Source organism: Ferrovibrio sp. GW821-FHT12B10, from assembly GCF_058807515.1.
Genome location: NZ_JBXAQT010000001.1, coordinates 2,473,359 through 2,487,642, shown reverse-complemented (window position 1 = coordinate 2,487,642; position 14,284 = coordinate 2,473,359). Strand labels below are relative to the sequence as shown.

At 65.1% G+C, this 14,284-nt stretch carries 13 protein-coding genes; 6 read left to right on the top strand and 7 right to left on the bottom strand.

Going from position 1 to position 14,284, the window contains the following annotated elements:
* Nucleotides 1-6: 6 nt before the first annotated feature.
* Nucleotides 7-345, bottom strand: coding sequence for a 4a-hydroxytetrahydrobiopterin dehydratase (locus tag AC1RRT_RS12595; protein ID WP_493015172.1), 339 nt, complete (start codon nt 343-345; stop codon nt 7-9).
* Nucleotides 346-425: 80 nt separating this feature from the next.
* On the opposite strand from AC1RRT_RS12595, the gene AC1RRT_RS12590 reads away from it, so the two are divergent.
* Nucleotides 426-854, top strand: coding sequence for a metallopeptidase family protein (locus AC1RRT_RS12590; RefSeq protein WP_493014147.1), 429 nt, complete (start codon nt 426-428; stop codon nt 852-854).
* 1 nt (nt 855) lies between these two features.
* Here the strand turns inward: AC1RRT_RS12590 and cobB are convergent, their stop codons facing one another.
* From cobB to AC1RRT_RS12570, 4 genes are all read right to left on the bottom strand, one after another.
* Entirely contained in the window at nt 856-1,572 is a 717-nt protein-coding gene (gene cobB / locus AC1RRT_RS12585; RefSeq protein WP_493014146.1) for a Sir2 family NAD+-dependent deacetylase, read from the bottom strand.
* A 12-nt stretch (nt 1,573-1,584) separates the two neighbouring features.
* Nucleotides 1,585-2,214 carry an RNA 2',3'-cyclic phosphodiesterase gene (gene thpR / locus AC1RRT_RS12580; protein ID WP_493014145.1) on the bottom strand — a complete coding sequence of 210 codons (630 nt, stop codon included), beginning with the start codon at nt 2,212-2,214 and terminating at the stop codon, nt 1,585-1,587.
* Between the two features lie 77 nt (nt 2,215-2,291).
* Nucleotides 2,292-3,350 (bottom strand): NADP(H)-dependent aldo-keto reductase, encoded by a 1,059-nt coding sequence (locus AC1RRT_RS12575; protein ID WP_493014144.1) that lies wholly within the window; start codon nt 3,348-3,350, stop codon nt 2,292-2,294.
* Between the two features lie 93 nt (nt 3,351-3,443).
* Complete coding sequence (locus tag AC1RRT_RS12570; protein WP_493014143.1) at nt 3,444-4,103, bottom strand: arylesterase; 660 nt, start codon at nt 4,101-4,103, stop codon at nt 3,444-3,446.
* A gap of 29 nt (nt 4,104-4,132) precedes the next feature.
* Between AC1RRT_RS12570 and AC1RRT_RS12565 the strand changes: the two genes are divergently transcribed.
* The 3 genes from AC1RRT_RS12565 to AC1RRT_RS12555 all read left to right on the top strand — a co-directional run bounded on the left by AC1RRT_RS12565 (nt 4,133) and on the right by AC1RRT_RS12555 (nt 9,337).
* A complete protein-coding gene (locus tag AC1RRT_RS12565) occupies nt 4,133-4,867 on the top strand; it encodes an ABC transporter ATP-binding protein (protein WP_493014142.1) in 735 nt (244 codons plus the stop codon).
* Nucleotides 4,867-7,377 (top strand): ABC transporter permease, encoded by a 2,511-nt coding sequence (locus AC1RRT_RS12560; protein WP_493014141.1) that lies wholly within the window; start codon nt 4,867-4,869, stop codon nt 7,375-7,377. Before AC1RRT_RS12565 ends, AC1RRT_RS12560 begins: the two co-directional genes overlap by 1 nt.
* 103 nt (nt 7,378-7,480) lie before the next feature.
* On the top strand, nt 7,481-9,337 hold the full coding sequence (locus AC1RRT_RS12555) for a GSCFA domain-containing protein (RefSeq protein ID WP_493014140.1): 1,857 nt from the start codon (nt 7,481-7,483) through the stop codon (nt 9,335-9,337).
* 9 nt (nt 9,338-9,346) lie between these two features.
* Here the strand turns inward: AC1RRT_RS12555 and AC1RRT_RS12550 are convergent, their stop codons facing one another.
* Both AC1RRT_RS12550 and AC1RRT_RS12545 read right to left on the bottom strand, forming a co-directional pair.
* Entirely contained in the window at nt 9,347-10,354 is a 1,008-nt protein-coding gene (locus AC1RRT_RS12550; protein ID WP_493014139.1) for a phytanoyl-CoA dioxygenase family protein, read from the bottom strand.
* Nucleotides 10,355-10,437: 83 nt separating this feature from the next.
* Nucleotides 10,438-11,628, bottom strand: a complete 1,191-nt coding sequence (locus AC1RRT_RS12545) for a Bcr/CflA family multidrug efflux MFS transporter (protein WP_493014138.1) — start codon at nt 11,626-11,628, stop codon at nt 10,438-10,440.
* Nucleotides 11,629-11,894: 266 nt separating this feature from the next.
* Between AC1RRT_RS12545 and AC1RRT_RS12540 the strand changes: the two genes are divergently transcribed.
* Together AC1RRT_RS12540 and AC1RRT_RS12535 are read left to right on the top strand one after the other, a co-directional pair.
* Nucleotides 11,895-12,620: a Bax inhibitor-1/YccA family protein gene (locus AC1RRT_RS12540; protein WP_493014137.1), complete on the top strand. Its 726-nt coding sequence runs from the start codon at nt 11,895-11,897 to the stop codon at nt 12,618-12,620.
* A 164-nt stretch (nt 12,621-12,784) separates the two neighbouring features.
* Complete coding sequence (locus AC1RRT_RS12535; RefSeq protein ID WP_493014136.1) at nt 12,785-14,272, top strand: M81 family metallopeptidase; 1,488 nt, start codon at nt 12,785-12,787, stop codon at nt 14,270-14,272.
* Nucleotides 14,273-14,284: the final 12 nt, after the last annotated feature.

Sequence of the window (14,284 nt, the reverse complement as noted above, 5' to 3'; positions counted from 1 at the left end):
GTGATCCTACTTCGCTTTGCCGCCGAGCGCGGCGGCGACGTCTTCGATGAAACCGGCCAGCGCCACATCGCGCTCGCTCAGGCCGTTGGCATCATGGGTGGTCAGCGTGATCTCGACGCGATTGTAGACGTTGAACCACTCGGGGTGATGATCCAGCTTTTCGGCCATCAGCGCCACGCGGCTCATGAAGCCGAAGGCGGTGTTGAAATCGGCGAAGACGAAGGTCTTTTTCAGCGCGTCGCGGCCGGCATCGTGGCTCCAGCTGGCGAATGTCTGCAACGCACTGCTGCGTGCGGCGCCTTCCAGTTTGCGGATCGCCATGTCATCCTCCTCGCGACGAGACAGGCCGCAAGCTAGCGCGCGCCCTGCCCCGCTTCAACCGCCGCCCGTCAGCTTGAGACGATCCGCCGCATGAAGGCCGCCGCATGACCGAGACCGCCCCCGCCAGCCAACACCCCAAAGCCGCAAACCTGGCCCCCAGCCTGGATGACATCGCCGTGATTGGCGAAACCGAGCTGAAACGCCTGCGCTTCGCGCTGGCGCAGTATATCGACGGCGTGCCGATCCAGGTGGTGGACTTCCCCGACGACGAGACGCTGACCGAGATGAACTGCGACACGCCCTACGATCTGCTCGGGCTGTATGTCGGCGGCAGCATCCTGGCCGAGGATCGTGGCGAGACCGGCACCATGCCGGCCATGATCTTCCTGTATCGCCGGCCGCTGCTGGATTACTGGTGCGAGACCGGCGAGGCGCTCAAGGATGTCGTGCGCCATGTGCTGATCCACGAGATCGGCCACCATGTCGGCCTGTCCGACGAGGACATGCACCGCATCGAGGACAGTGTGACGTAAGCTATTCGCCCGTCAGCAGCCGGGCGACAAAGGCCGGCACAACGTCCGTGGCCGGGCCGAAGATTTTTTCGGCAAACAGCGATGCGCCATCGGAAGGGTCGAGATTCAGCTCCACCGTATGGGCGCGCCGCGCGCGCCGCACCTCGGCCACGAAACCCGCGGCGGGATAGACTTGCCCCGACGTGCCGATGGAGATGAAAAGGTCGCAGGCTTCGAGCGCGGCGTAAATCTCCTCCATATGCAGCGGCATCTCGCCGAACCACACGACATGCGGCCGCAACTGGCCCGTGGTGGCGCAGGCCGGGCAGGTGGTGGCAAGATCGAGGTTCTCGCGCCAGGCCGTCACGTTGCCGCAGGCCTCGCAGCGGATCTTCAGCAGCTCGCCATGCATATGCATCAACCTCTGCGAGCCGGCGCGCTCGTGCAGGTCGTCGACATTCTGCGTCACCAGCAGGATATCGCCCGCAAACCGCCGCTCCAGCTCGGCCAGCGCCGTATGGGCGGCATTGGGCACGGCCTCGATCAGATTCCTGCGGCGCGCATTGTAGAAGTCATGCACCAGCACCGGATTGCGCGCGAAGCCTTCCGGCGTCGCCACTTCCTGCAGGTCGTATTTGGTCCACAGGCCGTCCTTGTCGCGGAAGGTGCCCAGGCCGGATTCAGCCGAGATGCCGGCGCCCGTCAGGATGACGATGGAACGGAACCGCGTCTGCGTCACTCGCCGTGGCCGCTATTCGCCATGACCATAGGCAGCCGCTTCCTGGCGTTCCCAGTGTTCGGCCTCGTCGGCCATCCAGTCATCATGCTCGTCCTCGGCATAGCCGCCGTCGACACGATAGACCTGCTCGGGCGTATAGATGGCGCCCGAGGAGGACAGGAAGCTGGAATAGAGCACGAAGCGGTTCACATGGCAGACCGGCGCGGCGTAGAGCGCATGATGGCTGAGGAAGGCGCCAAGCCGATCGAAGGGCGCGTTGTTGAGCCGCGCCAGCGTCACATGCGGCATGAACTTGCGGCGGTCGGGCGGCAAGCCGGCGCGCAGCACGGCGTTGTCGACCTTGTCCTGCAGGCGGTTCAATAGCGCATTGGGGCGCACGCCGGCCCAGAGCGAATTGGCCTTGCGCTTGTCGCCGAAGGTGCCGACGCCGAAGAGCTCAAGATCGAAGCTCGGCACCACGATGCTGCCCAGCTCCTCGCTGACAGCGCGCGCGGTGCGGCCATCGACTTCCCCCATGAAGCGGAGCGTGAGATGGAATTGATCGGGATTGGCCCAACGCGCGCCGGGCACGCCGGCGCACAGGGCAGCCAGCGACCGACGAATCTCGTCGGGGAAGGGTAAAGCAACGAACAGGCGCATCATGGTAAGCCCTCCGCTGACGGGCGCATGGCCCGGAAACAACCCTACTCAGGCATCACTGTACTCAGGCATTACTGTACTCACGCGGCCGGGTTAGGCTGATCGCGATGAATCGCCTCGATCCCGTCCAGAACATCCTTGGACAGCGTGACGTCCGCGCTGTCGATATCGATCTTCAACTGCTCAAGGCTGGTGGCGCCGATGATGTTGCTGGCCACGAAAGGCCGGCTGTTCACGAAGGCCAGCGCCATCTGCGACGGATCGAGGCCGTGCTGCTGCGCCAGCGCCACGTAGCGCTCGGTGGCGCGGTCGACCTGCGGGTTGCTGTAGCGGGTGAAGCGGGTGAACAGCGCCAGACGGCTGCCCGGCGGCCGCGCGCCGCCCAGATACTTGCCGCTCAGCACGCCCATGGCGAGCGGCGAATAGGCCAGCAGGCCGACCTCTTCCAGCTGCGTCACTTCCGACAGCGAAGATTCGTACCAGCGGTTCAGCAGATTGTAGGGATTCTGGATCGAGACGATGCGCGGCAGCGCTTTGTTGCCGTCGGCCACCGCGACATGCCGCATCACGCCCCAGGCGGTCTCGTTCGACACGCCCATCATGCGGATCTTGCCGGCCTTCACCAGCTCGCCCATCGCCTCCACGGTCTCACTGATGGCGATGCTCTCTTCGCTGTTCCACGGATATTCGGCGCGGCCGAAGGTGGTGGTCAGGCGATCGGGCCAGTGGGTCTGGTAGAGATCGATGTAATCGGTCTGCAGGCGCTGCAGGCTCTTGTCGACTGCTTCGAAAATCTGCTTGCGGCCCAGATTCGGCGGCTGGCCGTCATTACGCAGCCAGGCGAAGTCGCCGCGCGGACCGCCGCCGCGGCCGGCCACCTTGGTGGCGAGCACGACCTTGTCGCGGTTCCTGCGCGCCTTCAGCCAGGTGCCGATGTAGCGTTCGGTGCGCCCCTGGGTCTCCGCCTTGGGCGGCACGGGGTACATTTCGGCAGCGTCGATGAAGTTGATGCCGCGCTCCAGCGCATAATCGAGCTGCGCATGCGCCTCGGCCTCGGTGTTCTGCTCACCCCAGGTCATGGTGCCAAGGCAAATCAGGCTCACCTTGATATCGGTGCGGCCTAAGCGGCGGAACTCCATGACAAAACTCCCGGCAAACACAAAACAGGCCGACTGTTTTGCCGGCAGCCCATATTGTCGGCAGGACTCGGCGTTTTCAACAACGAATTGCGGTCAGCGCCCCAGGAACCGCAAAATATGGGGCGTTGTGCGCTCAACAATCCGTGCCACGCCCTCCCGTGTCGGGTGAATGCCGTCAGACAGGTTCAGGCTGGCCTCGCCGGCCACGCCATCGAGGAAAAAGGGATAGAGCGGCAGGCCGTGCTTCTGCGCCAGGTCGGCGTAGATGGCATTGAACCGCCGGCCGTAATCGGCGCCCAGATTGGGCGCGGCCAACATACCGGCCAGCAGGACCGGCAGATTGGCCTGTTTCAGTTTGATGATGATCGCGTCCAGATTGGCCTTGGCCTGCTCCGGCGCCAGGCCACGCAGCATGTCGTTGGCCCCCAGTTCCACCAGCACATGCGTGGGCTTTTCGGCCAGCGCCCAATCCAGCCGCGCCAGCGCCGCAGCGGTGGTATCGCCCGAAACGCCGGCATTCAGCACGGTCACATCGGTGACGCCGCGCGCCTTCAGCGCTTTGTCGAGCTGGGCCGGATAGGCGGCGTCGGGCGGCAGGCTGTATCCAGCCACCAGACTGTCGCCAAAGACCAGCAAACGGGCCGGCGCGGCCCAGCCCTGGCCTGACATGAGCGTGACCAGCATCACCGCCAGAAGGCCGGCAGCGTTGCGACAGCGCCGGTAGACCCCATATTGTGCCTGTAACATTCCCATCAGCTTTCCGCCTTGAGGTCAGTATCCTGATGACGCCAGCCAGCGCCACCGATCCGATCGTTCGCCTGAGCGATGTGACCCTCACTCTCGCCAGCACGGCCGGGCCGGTCAATATCCTGCGCGGCATTGACCTGACCGTGCAGGCCGGTGAACGCATCGGCATCGTCGGCCCATCGGGTTCGGGCAAGTCGACCCTGCTGGCGGTGCTGGCCGGGCTGGAGCGCGTGAGCGGCGGCCATGTCCATGTGGCCGGCGGCGACCTGAACTCTTTAAGCGAAGACCGGCTGGCGCTGTGGCGCCGCAGCCGTGTCGGCATCGTGTTCCAGAGTTTCCATCTGATCCCGACCATGACAGCCATCGAGAATGTCGCCGTGCCGCTGGAGCTGGCCGGCGTGCCTGACGCCATCGAGCGGGCGCGCGCCGCTTTAAAGCAGGTGGGCCTGGGTCATCGCGAGACGCATTATCCGGCGCAGTTGTCGGGTGGCGAACAGCAGCGCGTGGCGCTGGCGCGTGCTGTGGCGCCCCGCCCTGCCCTGCTGCTGGCCGACGAGCCGACCGGCAACCTGGATGGCAATACCGGCCATGCAATCATAGACCTGATGTTCGGCGAGGCGGCGCGGCTGAATTCCACGCTGATCCTGATCACCCATGATGAAACCCTGGCCGCGCTCTGCGACCGCGTGGTGCGCATCGAGGATGGCCGCGTCAAGACCATCGAGCAGCGTCCGCAGGCCCCGAAACCCCAGACCGTGGCCGCCGGCTGATGCTGTCGCTGCGTTTCTCGCTTCGTGAACTGCGCGGCGGCCTGCGCGGCTTCCGCTTGTTCGTCGCCTGCCTCAGCCTCGGCGTGGCCGTGATCGCCGGCATCGGAACGCTGTCGGCCTCCATCGTCACCGGATTGGAGCGCGACGGACGCAGCCTGCTGGGCGGCGATATCGAATTCCGCCTGGCCCATCGCGGCGCCACGCCGGAGGAACGCGACTTCCTGCAGCGCCAGGGCAGCATCTCGGAAACCGCGCAGATGCGCGCCATGGCGCATGCCCTGCGCAGCGACCAGCGCACGCTGGTGGAACTGAAAGCCGCTGACGCCGCCTACCCGCTGTATGGCGCCGTTGAACTGGAACAGCCCGGCCGCCTGAACGACCTGCTGGCGGCGCAGAACGGCCTGCGCGGCGCCGCCGTCGATCCGCAGGCGCTGATCCGCCTGGAAGCCGAGGTGGGCGACCGCATCACCATCGGCGAGGAAGAGTTCCAGATCCGCGCCGTGATCGCGCGCGAACCTGACCGTGCTACCGAGGGCCTGACATTGGGCCCGCGCATCCTGATCGACCTGGATGCCCTGGATGCCACCAAGCTGGTGCAGCCCGGCACGCTGGCCTACTGGCATTATCGCGTAAAGCTGCGGCCCGAGTTGAACGCACCGCAGGTGCAGGAGGTCGCGCAAAAGGACTATGCCGCGTCGGGCTGGCGCATCCGCGACTGGAAGGAAGGCAGTCCCGGTGTACGGCGCTTCCTCGATCGCGCCGCCCTGTTCCTGGTGCTGGTCGGCCTCACCGCGCTGCTGATCGGCGGCGTCGGCGTCGCCAATGCCGTGCATGCGCATCTGGACGGCAAGACGCCGACCATCGCCACGCTGAAATCGCTGGGCGCAACGACAGGACTCATCTTTCGCGTCTATTTGTGGCAGACGCTGCTGCTGGCCGCCTTCGGCATCGTGCTGGGGCTGATCGCCGGCGCGGCCATCCCCAATCTGGCCGCCGGTGCCCTGGCCAATATCCTGCCGCTGCCGCTGGTGCCGGGCCTGTATTGGCAACCGCTGGCACTGGCCGCCGTCTACGGCCTGCTGGTGGCGCTGGCCTTCACCATCTGGCCGCTGGCGCGCGCCGCCGACATCCGCCCGGCCGCGCTGTATCGCGATCTGGTCGCGCCCGGCAGCCGCCTGCCGCGCCCGGCCTATGTCGCCGCGACGCTCGCGCTGTTCGTCATTCTGGCAGCGCTGGCGGTGCTGGGCACCGATGAACGCCGCTTCGCGCTATCATTTGTCATCAGCGCCATCATCGCCTTCGTGCTGTTCCGACTGATCGCCGCCGGCATGGCCGCCGTGGCCAAGCGCATCCGGCCGCCGCGCGCCGTGCGCCTGAAGCTGGCGCTGGCCAGCCTGCACCGCCCAGGCGCCGCCACCGCCGCATTGCTGCTGTCGCTCGGCGTATCGCTCACTCTTCTCGTGGCCATCGCGCTGGTGGAAAGCAACCTGCATGCACAGGTGGAAGACCGCCTGCCCGACGAGGCACCAGCCTTTTTCTTTGTCGATATCCAGCCCGGCCAGATGGACGACTTCCGCGCGGTGGTGAACGCCACGCCGGGCACCCGCGACCTGGAGACCGTGCCCAACCTGCGCGGCCGCATCGCCAGCGTGAAGGGCGTGCCGGCCGAACAGGTCGAGGTGGTGGCCGAGCAGCGCTGGGTGCTGCAGGGCGACCGCGGCCTGACCTATGCGCGCGAACTGCCGGCCGGCTCGACCCTGCTGCAGGGCAAGTGGTGGGCGGCGGATTACGACGGCCCGCCACTGATCTCGATGGAAGAGAAGGTCGCGCAGGGCCTGGGGATGGTCATCGGCGACAAACTGACGGTGAATGTGCTGGGCCGCGACATCGAAGCCGAACTGGCCAGCATCCGCCGGCTCGACTGGAGTTCGTTTGGCATCAACTTCGTGCTGGTCTTCTCGCCCGGCCTGCTGGAACGCGCGCCGCATACCCTGCTGGCCACCGTGAAGGCGCAGCCGGCGGCCGAGAATGTGCTGTTCAAGGCCGTGACGCAGCGCTTCCCCAATATCTCGGTGGTGCGCATGAAAGACGTGCTGACCGAACTGAACGCCATCGTGCAAAAGCTGGGCAGCGCCGTGCGCGGCGCTGCCGGCGTCACGCTGCTGGCCGGGCTGATCGTGCTGGCCGGCGCGCTGGCGGCCGAGCATCGCCGCCGCCTGAAGGAAGGCGCGATCCTGAAAGCGCTGGGGGCGACACGGCGCGACATCATCATCGCCCACCTGATCGAATACGGCAGCGTGGGACTGGTCGGCGCGATCCTGGCCTTCGGGCTGGGCTGGCTTGCCGCCTGGGCCATGGTGACGCTGATGATGAACGCCAGCTTCGTTTTCGCGCCGGGTGTGGCCGCCGCCACCGCACTGGGCGGCGTGGCCGCCACCCTGCTGCTGGGTCTGGCCGGGGCCTGGCAGGCGCTGGCGGCCAAGCCGGCGCCACTGCTGCGCAGCGTCTGAGTGCGCGCCCGCGCCACTGCGGAAAGGCAGTATTAACCTTTGCATGCGAGGTAGGATGGGCACCGATCCGGCATCGCCGGTCGGCACCCACGGGGCCACAAGCATGTCACGCCTGAACAAGAACTGGGACGACTTCATCAAGACCCGCGCCATCGGCGTGGAAGAGAACCGCTTCATCGGCCCGACGGATCGCGTCTTCACCATGGGCAGCTGCTTCGCCAACGAAATTCGTCTCGCGCTGGCAAAAAAGAATTTCGACACCCTGCCGGTGCTGAGCGGCGAGTTCAAGAAACATGTCTCATCCGCTTCGCATGAGATGCCGAGCTGGGGCGTCTATGACGAGCGCGTGCATTATCAGTTCTACACCACCTTCTCGATGCTGCAGGAATTCGAGAAGGCCTTCGGCCTGTGGCAGCACGAGGATACCGATATCTGGTCGGCCGTCGCCAAGACCGAAACCGGCGAACGCATGATCTTCCAGGAGCCATACAAGCGCCGGCTGTTCGCCAACAGCCTGGACGACCTACTGGCCATGCGCCGTATCATGGAAGGCGCACTGCGCGACGGCATCATGAGCAGCGACGTGCTGGTCCTGACGCTTGGCCTGACGGAAATCTGGCAGCGCTCCAATGGCCGCGCCGTCTGCGAGCCGCCCAAGCTGCGCTCGCGCGAGATCATGAAGGAGACCACCTTCTTCGCCTCCAACTTCGACCAGAACCTGGCCAACATGCGCCGGCTCTGCACGCTGTATTTCGAGAAATTCCCCGATCGCAACATCGTGCTGACCGTGTCGCCGGTGGCACTGTCGCGCACCTTCACCGACCATCAGGACATCGTGGTCGCCAATTCGGAAAGCAAGGCGATCCTGCGCACCGTGGCGGCCCAGATCTGCCGTGAATTCAAGAATGTGCACTACTTCCCGTCCTATGAATTGTGCGTTTCAGACCCCAATGCCTTCGAAGATGACGGCCGCCATGTGCGGCCCGCCAAGGTCGACAAGATCATGTCGACCTTCCTGGGACATTTCCTGATCAACCCGCCGGCCGAGATCGTCGCTGACGACGCGACGGCGGCCAAGCCGGCCGCCGCGCCGGCATCCGTGGAGACAAACAGTATGGTTGCTGATCGCCGGGGCAATGCAGGCCACGCCTATGAATCCCACTGGGGCGCCACGCAGGCCGCCATCGACGCCATGCTGGCCAGCGGCGAACGGGACCTGGGCCGCATCCTCAACCGGCTGGCGGATGCGCCGGCAGACAACAACACTGTTGCCTTAAGCGAAATCGGTTACCGCGTCACCGGCCAGCCGGTGCGCAGCCCGGTCTGCGACGGCAATCTGGAAAACCGCCTGTTCATCACGCAGAAGATGTGGCTGCTGGAACGCAGCATTCCCGCGGGCGTCACCGATATCGCCGAGCTGGGTAGCGGCAGCGGCAACAACCTGTTCGGACTCTGGCTCGCCGGCCTGTCGCCCGAGATCCGCTTCCATGCGCTGGAATACACCGCTGCGGGCCGGGCCTGCGCCGAAAAGCTGGCCGCCCTGGTTCCGCAGATGAAATTCCAGTCCACGCCGTTCGACTATTACAAGTCGACGCTGGAGGAGCTGCGGTCGGCCAAGAAGCTGTTCGTATTCAGCAGTTACAGCATCGAGCAGATCACCTTCATGCCCGACGATTTCTTCGACCGTCTGCTCAGCCTGCCCAATCTGGATTCCGTGCTGCATATCGAGCCGGTCGGCTGGCAGTATCCCTTGCCGCCGACTGCGGATGCCATCGCTGTGGAAGTCGATCGCCGCATGCGTAAATCGGCCGGCCGCAAGGGCTACAACCAGTCACTGGTTCCGCAACTGCATGCCCTGGCCAAGGCCGGCCGCATCGTCATCGAGGAAGAACTGCCGCAGTTCCTGGCGCACCGCCCGGATCTGCCGGGCACGGTGATCCGCTATCGTCCGGTCCGCTAGGCGGATCGCTCAGCGCATATAGAGCTGGTTGCGATACATGAACTGCGGCGTGATCTCGGTGGTGATCGGCAGGTCTTTCACCGGCAGGCGCTCAGTGGCCGACCCCATCACATCGCCATACGGCAGCAGCGTGTAAAGCGCCTGGAACAGCATGCGGTTGCGCGCCTTGGGCACTTCGCCCTTGTGCAGACCGTAGGTGTTCACCATGAAGGCCGAGCCAGCCGGGCCGACGAAATGCTCGAACTGGCCGGCAAACACCTTTTCCAGATACGGGGCCTGGCCGCGCTGGCCGCCCACGAAGAACTGCAGCGGGTTGTGATTGTCCTGGGTCGCGGCGCGGTAAATCTGCTCGAACCGGTCGGGGCGGTGTGAATTCGGCAAGAAGACGTGCGGGCCCGAATCCTCATCGACATCGCTCAGATACAGGAACAGCTTGCAGAAGCGGAAGCAGTCCTTGTCGCGATGCAGCGTCTGCGGGCTGCCGGGCATCGGCCGGCCGGCATAGGAATGCCAGGCCATGTAGGTGTCGATGATGGGTTCAAAACCCAGATGCGCGCGCACCACATCCAGGATGCGCGGATCGTTGGCGATATCGACCAGATGCGGACAGGAAATCACGTCGCTCGGCGTGTGGTAGCCGATATAGGTGGAGTCAGGCGCCTCGGAGGCCAGACCGGTGCCGATCGGATTGTGGTTGGCATCCTGGTATTCGACCGGGCGCGACGCCAGATAGGCGCGAATCTCGGCAATCTTCTCGGGCGCGACAAACTGCCCCAGCTTCAGGCGGCCGAGCTTGGTGAATTCACGGGCGCGATCATCCTGCATCGCTTCCGCCATGGTCTTCGCCGGCGCCAGCGCCGGGAAGGCACCGCGCAATCCCGCCACCACATCATCGGCAATCTGCGTCATCGAAGCGGGATTCGAGGCCACCGTCGGACGAATGGCCCGGATGGTGCTGCGCAACAGGCGTTCGGCCGGCTCAGTGGAAAAACCCGGCGATGGCACTGACGTGTTCATGGGCAACTCATGCATATGGCGAGACCATGCGAATCATAGTGCGTTGATGGCCCGAAGGGGAGCCGAAAAACACCAGCGACCCGCTAGCGCACCAGGATCAGGCGCGCCGACAGCCCGCCGAGACCGCACAGGCCGACGATCATCGCCATGGAGAGTGCCGAGCCATCATGCAGCAGGCCGACCAAGCCGCTGGTGACGGCGCCGCCAGCGAATTGCAACGTGCCCATCAGGGCCGCGGCCGTGCCGGCGCGATGCGCCTCGCCTGCCATCGCGCTGGCCGCGGCATTGGGCAGCACCGCACCCAGGCTGGCGATATAGACGAACAGCGGCAGCCAGAGGCCGAACAGGCCGCCGATACGGAACACGGTGAGCAGCACCAGCGCCACGCCGGAGAGCGCCATGACGCTGACGGCGACGATCAGCACTTCATCCAGCGTGAAGCGGCGTAGCAGCGCCCGGTTGACCTGTGAAAGCCCGATGATGCCTATGGCATTGATCCCGAAGATCCAGCCATAGGCCTGCGGTGACACCTGGAACAGGTCGATGAAGACAAAGGGCGAGCCGGCGATATAGGCGAACATGCCACCCATGCCGAGGCTGGAGGCCAGCGTATAGCCCATGAAGCGGCGATGCCCCAGCAACTGGCCGTAATTGCGCAGGGCCGAGCCGATGGTCAGCCGCGCATCGGGATGCGCCACATGGGTCTCGCGCAGCCAAAGCCGCCCGGCGACCATGACAATCGCCGCGAAAACCGCGAGGAACCAGAAGATCGCATGCCAGTCGAACCAGACCAGCACATAGCCGCCGAGCAGCGGCGCGAGGATCGGAGCCACGCCCATCACCAGCATCAGCAGCGACATGACGCGGGCGCCCTCGCGCGGCTCGAACAGGTCGCGCACCATGGCACGCGAGATCACCAGCCCGGCACAGGAGCCAAAGGCCTGCACGAAACGCGCGGCGATCAGGCTGTCGATACTGGGTGCCATGGCGCAGGCGACCGAGGCGGCGATGTAGAGCAGGTTGCCGATCAGCAGCGGCGCGCGGCGGCCGAACCGGTCGCTGACCGGGCCGTAGAACAACTGACCGACGGCGAGGCCGAGGAAGAACAGCGACAGGGTCTGCTGCACCTTGCCGGCATCGGTGGCCAGCGCCCGCTCCAGCGCCGGCAGGCCGGGCAGATACATGTCGACCGCCAGTGGCGTGAAGGCGCTCAGCGCGCCCAGGATCAGGGTGAGCTGCCAGAGCGGGCGCTGGCTGGCTGGCGAATCGGGCATAGGGCTCTCTGGGACGGCCGGCGGTTTTCCGCCGGTCCGGGCATATTCTGCGGGAAAGGCGGCCCGTCATACGCGATCTGCCGCCGGCTGACGAGGGCGCGGCAGACACCACCGGCTGAGTTTCGGCCCTTGCCGTTCTAGGGCTTGGGGAAGAATGTACGGTTTATGAATGACTTATATGAGAATTTTATGCGGTGTTTACGCTTGAAATCCGCCCCAGCGCTGACAATATGCTGATCACAACCATTGTCTGAGGAGGCAACACCATGTCGACCCCGTTCAACCAGCCGCGCTATGGCTACGGCACCGCCACGATTGACCGTGCGGTGGTCGATGAGGCCCTGCGCAGCTACATGCTGCGGGTCTACAACTACATGGGCTCGGGCCTGGCGCTCAGCGCCATCGTCGCCCTGCTGGCCTCGCAGTCGCCCGCCCTCATGAGCACCCTGTTCTCGGGCGGCCTCGCCTTCGTGGTGATGCTGGCCCCGCTGGGTCTGCTGCTGGTCATGAGCTTCGGCGCCAACAAGCTCTCGGCCGGCGCCGTGCAGGGCCTGTACTGGGCCTTCACCGCCACGATGGGCCTGTCGCTGTCGACCATCTTCATGGTCTATACCGGCACCTCGATCCTGCGCATCTTCTTCATCACCGCCGCGATGTTCGGCGCGATGAGCCTGTGGGGTTACACGACCAAGCGCGACCTGACCGGCATGGGCAGCTTCCTGTTCATGGGCGTGATCGGCCTGATGATCGCCAGCATCGTGAACATCTTCCTGGGTTCGAGCGTGCTGCAGTTCGCCATCTCGGCGATCACGGTCCTGGTCTTCACCGGCTTGACCGCCTTTGATACGCAGCGCATCAAGTCGGAGTTCTACGAGGGCGACCCGTCGGACATCCAGAGCAAGCAGGCGATCTTCGGCGCGACCTCGCTGTATGTGAACTTCCTGAACATCTTCATGGCCCTGCTCAACCTGTTCGGCCAGAAGAACGAATGATCCGGCGCTAAAACCGGAAAAGACCGAGGCCCCGGCAGGCAACTGCCGGGGCCTTTTTCTTGCGTACCTGAGCGAACCATTACGTTCTCCCGTGACAAGCCCGAGCCGGCGGTCTTAAGCTTTATTCGTCTGCTTACGAACTTCTGCAAAAGGTTGCCCGCCCCATGAAGCTTGTCCTTGCGATGGTGAAGCACGAGACCAACACCTTCTCGCCGATCGTCACCGATTTCGCCCGTTTCGAGTCCTGGGGCCTCTATACCGGCCAAGCCGCCATCGACGCCTATGCCAAGACCAACATGCCGCTCGGCGTCTACCTCAACCTCGCCAAGGAATTCGGCGCCGAGGTGGTGCTGCCGATGGCGGCCGAGGCCATGCCCGGCGGCAAGGTCACCAAGGATGCCTGGAAGCGCCTGACCGATCCGATCCTGGAGGCCGTGCGCGCCGGCTGCGACGGCTGCCTGCTCGACCTGCACGGCGCCATGGTGGTGGACGGGCTGGAAGACGGCGAAGGCACGCTGCTGGAGCAGATCCGCCAGATCGCGCCAGACTTGCCGATTGCCGTGACGCTAGACCTGCATTGCAACCTGACACCCAAGATGGTGGCCAACTGCACGGCACTGATCGGCTACAAGACCTACCCGCATGTCGACATGGACGTGGTGGCGCAGCAGGTCGGCCGCGTGGTGCTGGAATTCATGGCCGGCAAGCGCAGCAAGCCGGCGATGGCGCTACGCCAGCTGCCGCTGCTGTCGCAGACGCTGTGTCAGGGCACGGATGACGAGCCGATGAAATCCGCCATCCAGGCCTGTGTGAACGAGGAAACGAAAGGCCTGCCCTGCGCCAGCGTGTTCGGCGGCTTCGCCATGGCCGACATCCGCGATGCCGGCACCACGGTGATCACCGTGGGCGACGACCAGGCGCAGGCCGATGCGGCGGCCGATCGGATCGCGGCACAGGTCTGGGACAAGCGCGACATCCACATCTACCAGCATCGCGATCTGGCCGAGACGGTGGCCAAGGCCAAGAAGCTGAAGGACGGTCCGGTGATCCTGCTCGACCATGCCGACAACTGCGGCTCGGGCGGTACCCAAGACGTGATGATGGTGATCGCCGAAGTGCTGAAACAGGGCCTGGAAGACGTGGCCGTCGGCGCCGTCTGGGACCCTGAAGCCGTGCAGGTCATGCAGAAGGCCGGTGTCGGTGCCACCGTGACGCTGGAGCTGGGTGGCAAGAGCGACATGCCGTCGCTGAAGCTGAAAGGCAAGCCGCTAAAACTGACCGGCAGGGTGCGCACCGTGACCGATGGCGAATGGATCGTGCGCGGCCCGATGTATACAGGCTACAAGGTCATGATGGGCCCGACAGCCGTATTGGAAGTGGATGGCCGGATGCAGATCGTCGTGGTCTCGCGGCACCACGAGCCCTGGGATACCGGCGTGTTCCGCTCCGTCGGCATCGAGCCCGAGCACAAGCGCTACCTGCTGCTGAAGTCGCGCATCCATTACCGGGCCGGCTTCGCTCCGCTGGCCAAGGCGACCTTCACGCTGGACGGTGAAGGTGTCACCACCTCGGATAACAGCATTCTCGACTACGCCAACCTGCGCCGGCCGATCTATCCGCTCGACAAGATCAACGACTGGCAGGGCCGATAGGACCGACGCGGC

Bases quoted from the DNA above. Each gene is read 5' to 3' on its own strand.
- AC1RRT_RS12545 (WP_493014138.1), bottom strand. From the start codon at position 11,628: ATGCCCGATTCGCCAGCCAGCCAGCGCCCGCTCTGGCAGCTCACCCTG.
- AC1RRT_RS12570 (WP_493014143.1), bottom strand. From the start codon at position 4,103: ATGGGAATGTTACAGGCACAATATGGGGTCTACCGGCGCTGTCGCAAC.
- AC1RRT_RS12540 (WP_493014137.1), top strand. From the start codon at position 11,895: ATGTCGACCCCGTTCAACCAGCCGCGCTATGGCTACGGCACCGCCACG.
- AC1RRT_RS12565 (WP_493014142.1), top strand. From the start codon at position 4,133: ATGACGCCAGCCAGCGCCACCGATCCGATCGTTCGCCTGAGCGATGTG.
- AC1RRT_RS12590 (WP_493014147.1), top strand. From the start codon at position 426: ATGACCGAGACCGCCCCCGCCAGCCAACACCCCAAAGCCGCAAACCTG.
- AC1RRT_RS12560 (WP_493014141.1), top strand. From the start codon at position 4,867: ATGCTGTCGCTGCGTTTCTCGCTTCGTGAACTGCGCGGCGGCCTGCGC.
- AC1RRT_RS12550 (WP_493014139.1), bottom strand. From the start codon at position 10,354: ATGAACACGTCAGTGCCATCGCCGGGTTTTTCCACTGAGCCGGCCGAA.
- AC1RRT_RS12575 (WP_493014144.1), bottom strand. From the start codon at position 3,350: ATGGAGTTCCGCCGCTTAGGCCGCACCGATATCAAGGTGAGCCTGATT.
- AC1RRT_RS12555 (WP_493014140.1), top strand. From the start codon at position 7,481: ATGTCACGCCTGAACAAGAACTGGGACGACTTCATCAAGACCCGCGCC.
- thpR (WP_493014145.1), bottom strand. From the start codon at position 2,214: ATGATGCGCCTGTTCGTTGCTTTACCCTTCCCCGACGAGATTCGTCGG.
- AC1RRT_RS12535 (WP_493014136.1), top strand. From the start codon at position 12,785: ATGAAGCTTGTCCTTGCGATGGTGAAGCACGAGACCAACACCTTCTCG.